Below are 16139 nucleotides of genomic sequence, written 5' to 3' on the forward strand. Positions count from 1 at the left end.
AGCGTTTTAAAAGTACATTTAGAAAATTATGGAGAATATTATGCGCCGTATTGCAATTGTTGGAGCAGGACAGTCTGGTTTACAGCTTGGTTTGGGGTTATTAGATACAGGTTATGACGTGACCATGATCACCAATCGAACTGCCGACGAAATCCGTCAAGGTAAAGTCATGTCAAGCCAGTGTATGTTTCATACCGCTTTACAAACTGAACGTGACTTGGGACTAAATTTCTGGGAAGAACAATGTCCAGCAGTAGAAGGCATTGGGCTAGCTTTAGTTAACCCTGAAAATGGCGGTAAAGCATTTGAATGGAGTGCTCGTCTTGAGCGCTACGCTCAATCAGTCGATCAACGCGTCAAAATGCCATATTGGATGGAAGAATTTGAACGCCGTGGCGGTCGATTGGTGATTCAGGATGTTGGTATAGAAGAGTTAGAACAACTCGCAAACGACTACGAACTTGTCTTACTCGCGGCTGGTAAAGGTGAAGTTGTTAAACAGTTTGAGCGTGATGATGCACGCAGTGTTTTTGATAAACCTCAGCGCGCTTTGGCTTTGACCTATGTCAAAAATATGAAGCCAATTTCACCATACTCTCGTGTGACTTTTAACATTATTCCCGAAGTCGGTGAGTACTTTTCATTTCCAGCACTTACCGTGAATGGGCCTTGCGACATTATGGTCTTTGAAGGTATTCCAAATGGGCCAATGGACTGTTGGCAAGATGTCAAAACACCTGAACAGCATCTGCAATGTAGTTTGGATTTGCTCAAAAAATTTGTGCCTTGGGAATATGAACGTTGCACAAATGTTGAGCTAACCGATGCAGGCGGATATTTGGCAGGGCGTTTCCCGCCGACAGTACGCAAACCAATTTTGACATTACCGTCTGGCAAGCAAATTTTTGGTATGGCAGATGCCTTGGTGGTCAATGATCCAATTACTGGTCAAGGCTCAAACAACGCTGCTAAGTGTAGCAAAATCTATTTCGATGCCATTTTAGCCAATGATAATCAAAGATTTAGCGAACAATGGATGGCTCAAACTTTTGAACGTTATTGGGCTTATGCAGAAAAAGTCGTGGCTTGGACTAATAGTTTGTTAGTACCACCGCAGCCACATGTTGTTGAACTACTAGCAGCTGCAAGCCAAAACCAGAGCATTGCTTCGATTATGGCCAATAACTTTGATGACCCGCGCGCTTTTGCTCCTTGGTGGTTTGATGCAAATCAGGCTCAAGCATTCTTGGCCTCAAAAACCACAGCAAAAGTTGCTTAAGGCCAAAACAGCAAAGGGAGAATTAAAAATGGACACAATTGAAACTTTAGCTTTACAAGCGATTAATGCTGAGAACCCAAGAGAAATCCGTAACTTGCTTGGTCAGTTTGCAACAGGCGTTACCGTGATTACAACTCGTGGTAAAGATGGTCGAAAAATAGGCATGACCGCCAATTCATTTTCCTCACTGTCTTTAGACCCACCATTAATTTTGTGGAGTCTTTCAAAAACAGCGCCAAGTTTATCTGATTTTGTAGAGGCTGAATATTTTGCCATTCACATGTTGGCACAGGAGCATCACCAGCTTTCGGGACATTTTGCTCGAGGTGCTGAAGATAAATTTGCAGGTATTGCCCATCAACAATGCAATGCAGGCGTTCCAATTTTGACTGATGCACTCGCAACCTTGGTTTGCCGTAATGTAAATCAGTATGAGGGCGGAGATCACCTGATTTTTATTGGTCAAATTGAACAATACCAACAACGCCAAGGTGAACCATTGGTATTCCACGCAGGAAAGTATCGGATTGCCGCTGAGCATCCAGAATTAGCAGGTTAATTCACCACAATCACGATCAATCCGGTCGTGATTTTTTATAGGAAATAAGAAGATGAAAAGCACTTTAATTAAACATGGATTTTTAGCAGGGACATTGTTGGGTTTGCCATTGGTTACACATGCCTATGATTTACCGACCGTAAATTTAGGCATGACTAGCTTTCTCGATGGCGGATTACCCGCTGGGCCTGGCTGGTATGCTCAAACCTATTTTCAAAATTACGATAGCAATAAATTAGTCGATGCCAATGGACAAAAACTCGGTTTACCTAAAACAGATTTAAATTATCAAGTACTGGTTGAACAGATTAGTTATTTATCAAATGTCCGAGTAAAAGATAAAGCCAGCCTAGGTATGAATTTTTTAATTCCTTTTGTCAGTAAAATGGACATGGATGATGGCTTGAATAATGTTGCTATTAAGGCCCAAAGTGGCTTTGGGGACATTATGATCGGACCTTTTATTCAGTTCGATCCAGTCATGGGGGCACAAGGGCCGAAGTTTGTACATCGTTTTGAGTTTCAGGTGAATTTACCTACTGGGGAATACGACCAGCAAAAAGATATTAATCCAGGTAATAACGCTGTTTCATTTGACCCGTATTGGGCTGCCACATATTGGTTTAATCCCAAATGGACCGCTTCGACACGCATCCATTATCTCTATAACTTTAAAAATCATGACCCAAGCTCTGCTTTTGCGGGAGCAAATGATATGCAAGCTGGGCAAGCAATTCATGCAAACTTTGCAACAGACTATGCCATTACCGAACAGTTCCGCTTAGGACTAAATGGCTATTGGCTAAAACAAGTGACAGATACTGAAGTGGATGGTGAAAAAGTCAAAGGCCGACGTGAACAAGTGTGGGCTATTGGCCCCGGTGCGATGTATAGTTTTTCTAAAAATGACCATTTAGTTGCAAATGCTTATTTTGAGCAAGATGCTGAAAACCGCCCAGAGGGAACACGACTGCAAGTTCGTTATGTCCATCATTTCTAAGTCATAAAAAAGCCTTTTATATTCATCGATATAAAAGGCTTTTCTCTATTTGTTTTAAGAAAAAATTGAAGTAATTAAGCCTGCGCCTTCACTGTGACCAGATCGGCGGGTAGAAGAAGGTAATTCGCCATAACGGCGTTTATACTCTTGAGAAAAACGGCCTAAATGAGTAAATCCCCATTTAAATGCAACGTCTGTGACCGATAGATTTTCATTATGCATGAGTTCTAAATGAGCTTGTTCAAAGCGTAATTCCTTTAGATAAGACATTGGGGTTGTCCCCAAGTAATTTTTAAAACCAGTAAATAGTGTTCTCACGCTCACGCCTGCATGTTCAGCTAAAATCTCGACATTAAGCGGCTCATGTAAATGTTCTTTTATGTAGGCTTCTGTGCGCTTCACGAAATAAGGAGAGACTGTTTTTTCTTTATGCTGGTCTATTTTATGCAACGCATTATTGGGTTGACCATAAATAAGTGCATTAAACAAATTTGACTCAAATTGTTTAAAGGCTAAAGGATGATGGAGTGGATGTTGTTCACAGGCTAAAGCATCCATCAATGTTCTAACAAGCTGTAAAAAATAGGCTCCACTTTGTGTAGAAAAGTCTAATTTTGGGTCAAAAACGAGTAAGTTGTTCTCTGAATCGGCAATGTGCTGATGGCAATGGTAAGTAAAATCATTCTTTGACACTTTTAGAATGAGCTGCGGTGAGTTCGCATGCCAGCGCATACGTAAAGATTGCTGAGGTGAAATAAGAGATGCAACTTGAGAATAAGAAATAAACTTTTGTGAACCAAACTCGATTTCTGCGTAGCCTTGAGTTGGAATTTGAATTAAGTAAAAGTTATCCAGATGATCTGGTTCAATAATGACATCTGCGCCATATTCCAAGCGGCTAATAGACAATGCGCCTGTTTTAACATGGTGCATAGTTGCACTGAAATCTCGCTTCTGATGAGAGATTTTAAGATCATGCGGTTTAAAAATTTGGCCTACATTTCGGCAGGTTTCGCTTAAATCGTGGTGATCGAACACCAGATTATGATTGGTAAAGATAGACTCATTTTGAAAATGACGCCCACTGAGTTCTGGGGAGTTGGCTTGGTTCATATTTATCCCTTTTGGCTCACTCCTGTATTTACTTGTGTTGTAAAAGTTTTAAAACTTCGCTGCACAGCAAGTAAATACGGCACTTAAAAAATTAAGTTACTCGCAAATTACAATGAGATATAAGCAAAATACAGACCAATTTAACCGCTAATTAATGTGATTTTCTCAAACTTTTCATCGGATTTTGTCCATCAATTTAATACATTCGAGAAATAGAATAGGGGGATATAAAAGGTGCTATAAGTTAATCTCATCATGATCTTATTCCTTAAGATCTACCAAAATTTATAGCAAATCCGAGTGAGCTGGTCAATTTATTTTGTCGGAATTAATTGTTTTATATTATTGATATATAAAAACTTTTAATTTAAATGCAAAAAATCAATATACCCCTTGCAGAGTATATTGAATCATTTCAGGTCTAGTAGTTTTTAAGCTATTTATACTTTTAACGTGAGGTATTACTTTGTAAAAACTTCTCGCTGTAAATACGATAGTTTTGCAAAGCTTGCTCATCTAACCAATTTTTCACCGCTTCAATCATCGGTGGTGGGCCACATAAATACATATCAAAAGCCTGCTCGGCCAGTTGATCTTTATTTAAATGCTCATGAATATAACCTGCTTTACCTTGCCAAGCTTCAGTTGCTTTAGTCACAATCGGGTGATAACTAAAGTTTGGAAGCTGTTCTGCATAGGCCTGTAAACGCTGTTGTTCACACAAGTCAGTCTCATTATTTACGCCGTAATATAACTGAACAGCAGGTGAGTTAGGTTGCTCAACCAAGTTATCAAGCATTCCCAAGAAAGCTGACAAGCCTGTTCCACCCGCCACAAAAACCAGTGGTCGCTGTACTTCACGTAAATAGAAACTACCAAGCGGTGCTTCAATAAGTAGGGTTTGTCCAACCTGACAACGGTCACGCAGGTAATTACTCATCACACCGTCTGGCAAGAGACGAATTAAAAACTGTAGTTGATTGGTTGCATTTGGTCTATTTGCAAAAGAATAAGAACGCCAATCTTCAGTATTCGGTATTTGCAAACGAGCATATTGACCCGGTAAAAACTGAAGCTGTTCAGCATGACTGCTCGCATCAAGATGTAAGATTGCTGTTGTTTCAGAAACCAGCTCAACCGCAGTCACTTTGGTTTCAATTTTTAAGGTATCACCAGCATTGCAAATTGCTGAATCGTGATCGAAATAAAAAGCTGCATCTGATTTCACACGTGTCTGGCAGGCTAACATTTTACGCTCAGCCAAATCACGCTCACTTAATGCATCTTCATCAACATATTCTTGTTCATAAATACCAGTTTCACACTGACCCTGACAGGTACCACAAACACCTTCACGACAGTCTAGCGGTAGGTTAATTCCTTGGCGAACTGCTGCATCAAGCAACAATTCGTCGTTATTTACCGAAATGAAAAAGGTTTTGCCATCGGCAAAGTTAAGTGCAACTGAATGTCCCATTTTCATTCCCCTTAAACGTGATAGAAGTCTAAAACGGAATCAATTTTGTCATTCAGCAAAATGCTGTGCTGACGACGAATGCGGAAACCATCTGCTGTTTGGCGTAAAAGATAAGTAGCGTGTCCGTAAAAACAGCCTTCTAAGCCTTGACGGTTATAAAGCGTTTGCCATGCAACTTTTGCTTCAATTAATCCATCATCCAATGTTTTAACTCGAATGTTATTCATGCTGTGTAACGTACGTGGTAACGGTGTTGCAGAAGCAGCTTTTCCTGTACGAATACGGAATACACGGTCTTCAAGTCCAGTACGGTCTGCATAATAGATATAAGACAAACCCTGATTTGGATCTTGAACATAGTTATGGTCATCAATCCACTGTGGAATATGATATTCACTATCTTCATCGTAAAGCTCTAGGTAGGCATCCCAGTCATAAGCGTCACAAAGTTCTGCTTTTTTGTACAAAAACTGAGATACAGCAAAATGTAGTTCTTGTGACATGGTTACACCTCATCCATTAGGGCATTGTTTTCAAAAGTAATATCTTGCATTTTCAGCGCTTTTTTATTTAAGCCGTCGAGCATTAGGCGTTGCCAGTGTCCATGTTGATTTACATAGAGTCCTTCGTGGGTAAACTCTCGGCCAGTAATGACGGGTTGAATGCCTAAATCTTGTGAGTTTTTAGTTGCGCCATATTCCCAAGACTGACAACCACGCGAAATATCACTCCAACGTTCAAGTCGTGCTTGGAAACCCTTTTGCTGTTCACGGAATTCAACTAAATCGTCTGGTGTACCAAGGCCCGACACATTAAAGAAATCTTCGAACTGGCGAATACGGTTACGGCGCGCTTCAGCAGATTCACCTTTAACACCAATACATTGACTGATGACTTCGGTTTTATTCCAAGCGACAGGACGAACAATACGAAGCTGTGAACTAATTTGGTCCATAAAAAATAGGCTAGGGTACAAGTTCAAGTTTCTTAAACGATGCATTGCCCATTCGGCATATTTGTCACCATATTTTTCGACCATATACGGCATAACTGTGCTGTAGCCCGGACGAACAGTTGGGTTCGGCATGTCACTAAACAGCACGCTATGACCATTTTTGAAACTAAACCAGCCATCGTCAGTTTCTGAGTCACCGGCACCTAACTTGCTATAGTCAAGCGTATCGAGTTCTTCACCTTTTGATGCATTGACTTGCTGACGGTGTTGGACTGTAGAGACATAGTTATAGTGAACGGTACTGACATGGTAACCATCTAGGCCATTTTCATTTTGTAGCTTCCAGTTACCTGCAAATGTATAAGATGACTTGCCTTGAAGTACTTCGAGTTCACCTGTTGGAGACTGGTTAACCATTAAATCAAGAAACAGTTTTGCATCGCCCAAAAAGTCTTCTAGAGAATCTGTTGCTTGAGTATCAAGGCTTACAAATACAAATCCACGATAGCTGGCAATACGGCCTTGTTTTAAGCCACGGCTTGATTTATCAAAATCTTCACAGTACTCGCTAGGCGCTTTTACCTTAACCAAACGACCATCTGACTTGTAGCACCATGCGTGGAATGGACAAGTAAATGTAGACTGATTGCCTTTAGCAACGCGTGTTAAGGTCGCTCCACGATGCTCACAAGCATTAACCATGGCATGTAGTTCGCCTTTACCATCACGGCTTACAATGATCGGTTGGCGGCCAATTTGAACGGTTAGGAAATCATGATTGTTTGGAATCTCACTTTCATGACATGCATAAATCCAAACCTTTTCAAAAATAAGTTCCATTTCCAAGTCAAATAGTTCAGGCTCGGTAAACATATTACGTGCAATACGAAACACGCCATCGTTAGGACGGAAGTCGATACATCCATCTATAAAATCATTCCATTGTTTTAAATTAGATGAGGTCATTTGCTCAATCCTCCAATCAATCAGCTTTTAACTGATTGAACCGCGATTAGGCCTTAGCCTCTATCCGTTTTTTCCAGATCTTTATCCACTTTGTGCAGATTTGATTTTTTAAATGAACTCTTTTTATGAAAGAGTAGAGATTTAAATTTGTATGTGTTTTAACCTATCAAAGTTCCTTATAATGTTAAGGAGCATAAAATGAAATTTTGTGAACTAAGTCTATGAAAGAACAAAACTTAAAATTACAAATTAGAATTCTTTTAGAGCAAAACATCGCATTTGGTCCGGGTAAAGCAGATTTACTTGAAGCAATTGAAAGAACTGGTTCGATCTCACAAGCTGCAAAATCTATGAATATGAGTTACCGCCGTGCATGGCAGCTGGTAAACACCATGAACCAGTGCTTTGAAACAGCTTTAGTTGAAACTCAAACAGGCGGAACACACGGAGGTGGGGCAGCCGTTACAGCTATAGGCCAAAAAGTCTTAGAGCATTACCGACAAATGGAAATCAATGCTCGACAAGCCTTAGAACAGGACTATCAAATCATGAGTAGCTATTTAAAGAAATAAGATGAGAAATACTTTATAAATTAAAGAATTTAAGCGCGAATCAGTTTTATCTACCAATAGTTTTCAGTTGCTCAGAAAAAATATCCATCTTTATAAATAATTTCTACTTTTCATCGTCTATGGTTATCGCTATATTCTTGGGTATATATCGCTGCAAAAACGACAAAAAGGTAAAAATAATGGTAAGTGATACGAAGATAAAAAAATTGGCTTTAACCTGTTCAGTCCTCAGCATAGGATTGGTCTTTAATGTTCCAGCCAAGGCTGAATCGGTTACCGTTTATGCAGCAGCGAGCTTAACGAATGCGATTAACGATTTAGAAAAAATTTACGAAAAAAAAAATAATATAGAAGTTAAAACCTCATATGCAGGTTCATCGACATTGGCGAAACAGATTGAAGCGGGGGCACCAGCTAATGTATTTATCTCTGCTGATACCCAGTGGATGGATTATCTGCAAAATAAAAAATTAGTTGCAGCAAATGACCGTATAAATTTATTAGGCAACCGTCTGGTTCTAATTACCCCTAAAGGGCAGTCACTAAATATAAAACTAGATAAAACGACCGATCCCAATAAAGTGTTTACAGGCAAGATTTGTACAGGGGATACCAAAAGTGTGCCTGTAGGCAAATATGCTAAACAAGCTTTTACTAACTTAGGTTGGTGGAGCCGTATTGAGCCAAAGTTAGTTGAAACAGAAGATGTTCGGGCGGCATTAAATTTTGTTGCGCGCGGTGAATGTCAGGTGGGGATTGTCTATGCAACTGATGCAGCGATTAGCAAAGACGTAAAAGTAGCTGGCGTATTTCCGGAAAATACGCATTTGCCAATTATTTATCCTGTAGGGTTGATTAAAAAAAATCCGAATTCAATAAAGTTCTATCAATTTCTACAAAGCAACCAAGCTAAAGCCGTCTTTAAAAAGTATGGTTTTAGCGTGTTGGCTCCAGTCAAGCCATGATGTTTTCTTTAACCCCAGAAGAGCTCAGCGTTCTGCAACTTTCTTGTAAGGTGGCAGCAAGTTGTCTTGTCGTCAGTATTATTCCTGCAATTTGTGTGGGATGGTTTTTGGCGCGTAAAGAGTTCTGGGGTAAGTCATTCATTGAAACATTGGTGTTTTTACCTTTAGTGCTACCGCCAGTTGTACCTGGTTATTTGCTTTTACAAGTTTTTGGCAGTCGCGGCATTATTGGGCAATATTTGGCACCGATCGGAATTGATTTTGCATTTAACTGGAAAGGCGCTGTTCTTGCTTCGGCAGTGATGGGTTTTCCGCTTTTGGTGCAATCTATTCGACTAGCAATTGAATTGGTCGATCAGCGTTTAGAAATGGCAGCAAAGACATTAGGAGCTTCATCTTTAGGGGCATTTTTTCATGTCACTTTACCTCTTGCCAGCAGTGGCATTTTAGTTGGTGCTATTTTATGTTTTTGCCGTAGTTTAGGTGAGTTTGGTGCGACCATTACCTTCGTGGGTAATATTTCAAATGAAACGCGTACTTTGCCTTTAGCTATATATAGCTTAATGCAACAACCAGATACAGAGGCCGCTATTCAACGGCTTATTGTTTTATCGTTAAGCGTGGCTTTTCTGGCATTATGGTTTGCGCAGTGGTTTCATCGTTATCAAAAGAAGCGTTTAGGGCGGTAAAATTATGTTGATTGATTGCCGTTTCCAGCTACAAATGGGTCAATTTCATATTGAACCTAGTTTCCAGTCAGATGCTTCTGTTATTGGCTTATTCGGTGCATCGGGTTCAGGTAAAACATCGATTTTACATGCCATTGCTGGCCTGAACACTCCGCGTAGTGGGCTCATTAAAATACAGGACCAAACATGGTTTGATTCAGATCAAAAAATTAACTTGAGTACCCAAAAGCGGCATGTTGGATTGGTTTTTCAAGATGCTCAGCTTTTTCCGCATAAAACGGTAAAGCAAAACTTATTATTTGGTCTTAAGCGTCTATCCCAACAAGAACGTCACTTCGAAGCAGATTACATTATTGAGTTATTAAAGTTAGGGCATTTATTACAACGTATGCCCATTAAACTCTCAGGAGGGGAAAAACAGCGCGTAGCACTGGGTCGAGCATTGTTATATTCACCTAAGCTGTTACTGCTTGATGAGCCTTTATCAGCATTAGATGCGAATCATAAAGCTGAAATTATTCCTTTTTTTCAGAAAGTAAAAGAGGAAATAAAAATTCCAATGATTTATGTGAGTCATGATATTCAAGAGATTAAACATCTGACCGAAACTATGTGGATTTTATAATTTTTCATTTTTTATACGCATTTCCAAACTTACGAGAGTCGGAGTTATAGAGAACTCATTCTGAGCCTGCGGGAGATTGAACCCTAAAAAGTTACTGGGTTTGATAAACCATAAACCTGATTTTAGCCGAATAAACCAAAACCTGCCTTATTGAAAATGATTATTAATAATAAAATATTCCTGACCTTCTAATTTAATAAAAAACATATAAAACAACAATTTAATTTAAAATTTTAAGCTAAAGCTCATTTGCCTGAGATCATAAATTAATCTTTTATATTAATTTGCTCTTGATAATAATGATAATTATTTGCAATTATATTTATAGATTTCTTTATAATATAAATTGGAGTATCCACATGCGCTCTACCATCGTGGTCACAGGTGCTGCAAGAGGGATAGGAGCGGCTATTGCCAAGCAACTACTAGATCAGGGCTATCATGTTATTGGTATTGACCGACAAGAAAATCCTAAACAATGGGATATCAGCAAAACAATAACGCCCGATCAAACTTCACAATGGCAAGGCATCTCACAAGACATTACCCATCAACAAGAAACACAAACTTTAATTTCAGAGCTTTTAGAAAGATACGAAATTACGGGGTTAGTAAATGCAGCAGGAGTATTAATTATGCGCTCCATGCTTGAAGCCAAAACGGAAGATTGGGAAACACTTTTTGCGGTCAATGTCATGGCACCTATTGCGATTAGCCAACAAGTTGCTAAACATTTTTGTGCAAAAAGGCAGGGCAGTATTGTCACTATTAGTTCAAATAGTGCACGCATGCCGCGTATGCAACTTGGTATGTACGCCACCACTAAGGCCGCACTGAGTCATTTTTGTCGCAATCTGGCACTTGAAATTGCACCTTATCAAGTCAGGCTAAATATTGTTTCACCAGGATCTACTCTCACTCAAATGCAGCAACAACTCTGGACTGATAATGCACCTCCACCTGCAGTAATTGATGGTGATTTGAGTCAGTACCGAACAGGTATTCCCTTAAGAAAACTCGCGCAGCCAGATGATATTGCCAATACCGTGAGCTTTTTACTTTCGGACCGAGCGGCCCAAATTACGATGCAAGAAATAGTGGTAGATGGGGGAGCGACACTTGGGGTTTAAATACTACTTCAGCACAACAACCATCTGAAATTAAAAATATTTTGAAAAATAGAAAAGGAAAATACTAATGAGTATTCCAAAGATTGCAAGTTACAGTATGCCCCAAGCCCATGAATTTACTCCCAACAAAACAAATTGGTTATTGAATACCAATCGAGCTGTTTTATTGGTTCATGATATGCAGCAATATTTTTTAGATTTCTATGACTTAACTCAAGAACCTATTCCAGAACTCATTAAAAACACCAAAGCATTAATTGATGCTGCTCATCAGTCTAATATTCCCGTTGTTTATACAGCACAACCCGGCAATCAATCACCTGAACATCGACAGTTATTAACTGATTTTTGGGGACCTGGTTTAAAGAACGAGCCGAGCTTTACGCAGATTTTGCCAAAAATTTCACCTCAAAAAAATGATACGGTTCTTACCAAGTGGAGATATAGTGTTTTTAAATTTTCACCTCTCGAACAACTCATGCGGGAATCTGGTCGCGATCAACTGATTATCTGCGGGGTATATGCGCATATTGGTTGTCTTATGAGTGCTGCTGAAGCTTTTATGCTAAACATCCAACCATTCTTATGTGGTGATGCACTAGCTGACTTTAGCCGCGAAGAGCACGATATGGCATTAAAATATGCCAGTACACGATGTGCTCAAGTCATGACAACACAACAAGTAATCCAAACCTGGATGCAAGAACAAAATGTACTATCTTTAGCATAATAGTCATTTAACTTATTCTATTTAAAATATAAAAAGTAGATCATCGATCTGCTTTTTATATGGGTGGAAATGAATACTTATAATAGAGAATTGATGCAACTCATCATCATTTAATCAGTAATGTATAATGATTATCATTATGTATTTGATAATTACTTAATATTGAATATTAAAACTTATATGTATATGATACACCGCTAAACACAAATGATAATATTTATCATGTGTTAATCATTATATAGAATAAGGTCGAAAAATGACTTAATGAAGAGGGTCGCAATATGGTTCAGCTCAAGAATTCTTTTATTCGCCAAGGGCGTACATGTAGATAGTGAGTTAGGAATAATATTAAATTATTCAGAATCTTATAAACAGATCAAAGCTTATTTATAGGGTAATAAGCTCTGATTTATACATCAAATCATTTCCATAATTTTCAAGTAAGTATAGACAAAATAATTTTAAAAAATTTCTATATTTTTTCAACATTAAGGTTAATTAATCATGACAGCAACTTCAAAATCATTATTAAATGGACTACCAATAAAAAAATCGAGAATACAGGTTTTTGAAATTTTAAATCAAAATCCACAAGGCTTAAGTGCTGTGAGTATTTATACGCAAATTAAAAATGAACATAAAATAACGCTAGGAACGATTTATCGAATCTTGTCGGAATTTGAAAACCGTAAACTCATCAAAAGGGTGTTTTTAGGTAAAAGCAAAAGTATTTATAAGCTTAGAAAAGACAAGATGAGTTGTAACCTCATTTCGCTCAAAACCTCTGAAGCCTTGAACTTTGAACATGACAAAGTTAAAGAATTACTTCATGAGGTTACTGATATTATTTTTGCAAATACCGGAGTCGATATCAGTAGTGTTGAGCTCAATCTATATACCGAATAAAAATCTTTTAAACTGCCATAAAAATAAAGGACAGCATCATACTGTCCTTTATTTTTATTAAATCAGTTACTTGATAACTTTAATTCGAGTCGTAGCTGGAATAGTTAAAGGTGAATCTTTAGAGTTTTCAGCAACATAGTTTTCAAGCGCATCAATATCTTGACCACCACCGACACGGTTTTGGCCTTCTTTTAATACCGTAAAGTTGTCACCACCATCTGCCAAGAAGCTATTTACCGTCACGCGATACACTTTAGTGTCAACCAACGGCGAACCTGCAATCATAATATTACTTGCTCGTGGTGAAACAGATGTATTTGCCGCATATTGATAACTCAACTCCTTAGACGGTTGTAAAATTCTAGGCGAATTTGCATTTGCACCAGACCATTGCTGTTCAAGCACATCTCTAATCTGTTTACCGGTTAAGCTCAACGTCACAATAGAGTTACCGAATGGTTGAACCGCAAAAACATCGCCAAAGGTAATCTGGTTATTACTATTAATAAATAGATCAGCACGCACACCACCTGGGTTCATTAGCGTAAAGTCTGAGCCTTGATTACTTGCTTTTAAGGCAGCCGCTTGCTGAGCATCTGCAATCATAATACCTAGCGGACTTTCACCACTTTCGACTTGAGTACGGCTCACAACTGCAGTAGATGTACCAACCACACGACTTGAAATGGTGGTCACAGCTTGGCGGTATTTATCTAAAATTGCTTCAATGCTTGGGGTTTTACTAAATTTTTGATAGAGATCTGTAAGACTTACTGTGGTTGTACCAGACGTATATGCTTCACTTTGTACAGGAACCTGTTTCGCATCTTTTTTAATTACATCACCAGTTTTACCATCTAATTCAATCTTGATGTCAGTAATAAGCGTGCCATATTGTCCAGCTGAAGTAAGTAAGAATGGTTTAGCCGGATTTTTTGTTGCATAGTCACAAATATAAGATTGATGTGTGTGACCTGAAACAACAATATCAACTGCTGGATTAAGCTTATCCAAAATTCCTAAAATCGGACCACTTAAACCATCACATGTTTTTTGATTGAGCTTCGTACTTGGCGCTGCACCTTCATGGACAACGACTACAATAGCTTCAATTCCTTGTTTTTTTAATTCAGGAATCAGGGCATTTACTGTATCTGCTTCATCACGGAATTCAACATCTTTAATACCTGCCGCAGAAACAATACTTGGCGTCGCTTTAAGAGTTAAACCAATAAATGCGACTGGAATTCCGCCATAAGTTTTGACTTTATAGGCTGGGAAGATCGTTTTACTGGTGTCATTTTTCATTGCTACGTTAGCAGCAAGGAAATCAAATTTTGCACCACTAAAATTTTTATTAATTTGACAAGGTGCTGTGCTGGTATATTGCTGACATCCACCATTTTTTAAACGGCGTAATTCGTCTGTACCCCGATCAAATTCATGGTTACCTACAGCATTAAAGTCAATTTGAATATCATTCATGACTTCAATGGTTGGTTCATCTAAAAATAAAGAAGAGGTGAGAGGAGAAGCGCTAATTAAATCGCCTGCCGAAACCACAGCATTATTTGGATTTTCTGCTTTAAGTTTTTTAATTGCATCGGCAAAGTAACTCACTCCTCCCACAGGAATACGAACAGATTGAGCAGCATCATTTGGATTTGGTGCCTCGACATAACGCTTAGGTGGCTCAAGATTTCCATGAAAGTCATTAAAAGCTAAAATATTTACGGTTTGATTGCTTCTTTGGGCAGGTGGTGCTGTGTCATTATCATCATCGTCATTACATCCCGCCAATAATGCTACAGCCAGAGAAAGTGTTGTTACTTTAAAAAGTATTGTTAAATTTTTCATTTTTTTATCATTTGATCAATTAAGACGGATAAAAAAATACGCTTTTAGTATGAATGTTTGATGAAACACCCAATAAGTAAATATGTTCGAAATATTAAAATTTGGACAAAAAACACAATTATCGAACAATATCTTAGCTAGGGGTGGTCTACAAACCCAATTTTTTTATTTAGAATAAATTTTTAATTGCCTTATAAATCTTAATCAAGTGATTCATTTCATAAGATTAATATGAACCGGAGATAATTTATGCAATGGACTAAACCAGCTTTTACTGATTTACGCATTGGTTTTGAAGTTACAATGTACTTTGAAGCACGTTAATCAGTTTCATCAAATATGTCATAAGCCCTAGTCTTGTTCTAGGGCTTATCTCTTTCTAATAAGATATTAATTTTATGTATATTTATGTTTTAGGTTCAGCTGCCGGAGGCGGGTTTCCGCAGTGGAATTGTAATTGCCCGAATTGTCATGGTGTGCGCACAGGTACAATCCAAGCCAAAGCCCGTACTCAATCATCGATTGCTGTTTCTGAAAATGGAACAGACTGGGTTTTATTAAACGCGTCACCTGACATCCGTCAGCAACTCTTCGAATTTAAAGCAGCGCAACCAGCGCGTAAATTACGTGATACAGGAATAACAAGCGTTATTTTAATGGACAGTCAGTTAGACCATACCACTGGGCTTTTAACCTTACGTGAAGGTTGCCCAATGAATGTATGGTGTACAGCAATGGTCCACCAAGATTTAACGAGCGGCTTTCCAGTATTTAATATGCTCAAACACTGGAATGGCGGTCTTCAATATCATGAGATTAACCCTAAACAAGCTTTTAAAATTAATGGTTTCGAAAATTTAGAATTTTTGCCTTTAATTATTAAAAGTGCTGCACCACCATATTCACCGCATCGAAATGACCCACATGACGGCGACAATATTGCTTTAATTATTAAAGATCATAAGACACAAAAGCAGTTGTTCTATGCACCGGGTCTTGGAAAAATTGATGATCAAATCATGCAGATTATGCAGAGTTCAGACTGCGTCATGATTGATGGTACGCTTTGGACAGACGATGAAATGCAGCAAACTGGGGTTGGAACTAAAACTGGCCGAGAAATGGGGCATTTATATATTAGTGGCGAAGGTGGTTCACTGTCTTATTTAAACCAATTGAATACACCTAAAAAAGTGCTGATTCATATTAACAATACCAATCCAATTTTAAATGAAAACTCTAGCCAGTTTGCTGAGCTTAAAGCAAATGGTGTAGAAGTTGCCTATGATGGCATGCAGATTGAACTCTAAGGTGAA

General features: G+C 38.5%; 17 protein-coding genes. 12 read left to right on the plus strand and 5 right to left on the minus strand.

The window, feature by feature from the left end; translation table 11 throughout:
* Nucleotides 1-40: 40 nt before the first annotated feature.
* From B806_RS0115745 to B806_RS0115755, 3 genes are read left to right on the plus strand one after another with little or no spacing between them, the layout of a single operon-like run.
* The gene (locus B806_RS0115745; RefSeq protein WP_005069273.1) at nt 41-1279 is read left to right on the plus strand and encodes a styrene monooxygenase/indole monooxygenase family protein; all 1239 of its coding nucleotides are present in this window, start codon (nt 41-43) and stop codon (nt 1277-1279) included.
* A gap of 28 nt (nt 1280-1307) precedes the next feature.
* Complete coding sequence (locus B806_RS0115750; protein WP_017386934.1) at nt 1308-1838, plus strand: flavin reductase family protein; 531 nt, start codon at nt 1308-1310, stop codon at nt 1836-1838.
* Between the two features lie 52 nt (nt 1839-1890).
* Complete coding sequence (locus B806_RS0115755; protein WP_017386935.1) at nt 1891-2838, plus strand: transporter; 948 nt, start codon at nt 1891-1893, stop codon at nt 2836-2838.
* Nucleotides 2839-2892: 54 nt separating this feature from the next.
* Here the strand turns inward: B806_RS0115755 and B806_RS0115760 are convergent, their stop codons facing one another.
* The 4 genes from B806_RS0115760 to antA form a co-directional block, all read right to left on the minus strand.
* The gene (locus tag B806_RS0115760) at nt 2893-3951 is read right to left on the minus strand and encodes an AraC family transcriptional regulator (RefSeq protein WP_017386936.1); all 1059 of its coding nucleotides are present in this window, start codon (nt 3949-3951) and stop codon (nt 2893-2895) included.
* Between the two features lie 448 nt (nt 3952-4399).
* On the minus strand, nt 4400-5434 hold the full coding sequence (antC, locus tag B806_RS0115765; protein WP_080752674.1) for an anthranilate 1,2-dioxygenase electron transfer component AntC: 1035 nt from the start codon (nt 5432-5434) through the stop codon (nt 4400-4402).
* A gap of 5 nt (nt 5435-5439) precedes the next feature.
* The gene (gene antB, locus B806_RS0115770; RefSeq protein ID WP_002113729.1) at nt 5440-5931 is read right to left on the minus strand and encodes an anthranilate 1,2-dioxygenase small subunit; all 492 of its coding nucleotides are present in this window, start codon (nt 5929-5931) and stop codon (nt 5440-5442) included.
* A 2-nt stretch (nt 5932-5933) separates the two neighbouring features.
* Nucleotides 5934-7349 (minus strand): anthranilate 1,2-dioxygenase large subunit, encoded by a 1416-nt coding sequence (gene antA / locus B806_RS0115775; RefSeq protein ID WP_017403214.1) that lies wholly within the window; start codon nt 7347-7349, stop codon nt 5934-5936.
* Between the two features lie 221 nt (nt 7350-7570).
* On the opposite strand from antA, the gene B806_RS0115780 reads away from it, so the two are divergent.
* The 7 genes from B806_RS0115780 to B806_RS0115810 all read left to right on the plus strand — a co-directional run bounded on the left by B806_RS0115780 (nt 7571) and on the right by B806_RS0115810 (nt 12966).
* Nucleotides 7571-7921: a LysR family transcriptional regulator gene (locus tag B806_RS0115780; RefSeq protein WP_017386939.1), complete on the plus strand. Its 351-nt coding sequence runs from the start codon at nt 7571-7573 to the stop codon at nt 7919-7921.
* A 179-nt stretch (nt 7922-8100) separates the two neighbouring features.
* Nucleotides 8101-8886, plus strand: a complete 786-nt coding sequence (gene modA, locus B806_RS0115785) for a molybdate ABC transporter substrate-binding protein (RefSeq protein ID WP_017386940.1) — start codon at nt 8101-8103, stop codon at nt 8884-8886.
* Entirely contained in the window at nt 8883-9575 is a 693-nt protein-coding gene (gene modB, locus B806_RS0115790; protein WP_017386941.1) for a molybdate ABC transporter permease subunit, read from the plus strand. The genes modA and modB overlap by 4 nt, the downstream gene beginning before the upstream one ends.
* Before the next feature lie 4 nt (nt 9576-9579).
* Complete coding sequence (locus B806_RS0115795) at nt 9580-10200, plus strand: ATP-binding cassette domain-containing protein (protein WP_017386942.1); 621 nt, start codon at nt 9580-9582, stop codon at nt 10198-10200.
* Nucleotides 10201-10559: 359 nt separating this feature from the next.
* Nucleotides 10560-11330 carry an SDR family oxidoreductase gene (locus tag B806_RS0115800; RefSeq protein WP_017386943.1) on the plus strand — a complete coding sequence of 257 codons (771 nt, stop codon included), beginning with the start codon at nt 10560-10562 and terminating at the stop codon, nt 11328-11330.
* 67 nt (nt 11331-11397) lie between these two features.
* Nucleotides 11398-12060, plus strand: coding sequence for an isochorismatase family protein (locus tag B806_RS0115805; RefSeq protein WP_017386944.1), 663 nt, complete (start codon nt 11398-11400; stop codon nt 12058-12060).
* 504 nt (nt 12061-12564) lie between these two features.
* Complete coding sequence (locus B806_RS0115810) at nt 12565-12966, plus strand: transcriptional repressor (protein ID WP_005069251.1); 402 nt, start codon at nt 12565-12567, stop codon at nt 12964-12966.
* A gap of 66 nt (nt 12967-13032) precedes the next feature.
* Here the strand turns inward: B806_RS0115810 and B806_RS0115815 are convergent, their stop codons facing one another.
* Entirely contained in the window at nt 13033-14823 is a 1791-nt protein-coding gene (locus B806_RS0115815; protein WP_017386945.1) for a bifunctional metallophosphatase/5'-nucleotidase, read from the minus strand.
* Between the two features lie 249 nt (nt 14824-15072).
* Between B806_RS0115815 and pqqA the strand changes: the two genes are divergently transcribed.
* Together pqqA and pqqB are read left to right on the plus strand one after the other, a co-directional pair.
* On the plus strand, nt 15073-15147 hold the full coding sequence (gene pqqA, locus B806_RS19610) for a pyrroloquinoline quinone precursor peptide PqqA (RefSeq protein ID WP_001982218.1): 75 nt from the start codon (nt 15073-15075) through the stop codon (nt 15145-15147).
* A 74-nt stretch (nt 15148-15221) separates the two neighbouring features.
* Entirely contained in the window at nt 15222-16133 is a 912-nt protein-coding gene (gene pqqB / locus B806_RS0115820; protein WP_017403215.1) for a pyrroloquinoline quinone biosynthesis protein PqqB, read from the plus strand.
* Nucleotides 16134-16139: the final 6 nt, after the last annotated feature.

The sequence above is a fragment of the Acinetobacter sp. TG2027 genome (genome assembly GCF_000302435.1).
Taxonomy (GTDB): domain Bacteria; phylum Pseudomonadota; class Gammaproteobacteria; order Pseudomonadales; family Moraxellaceae; genus Acinetobacter; species Acinetobacter pittii.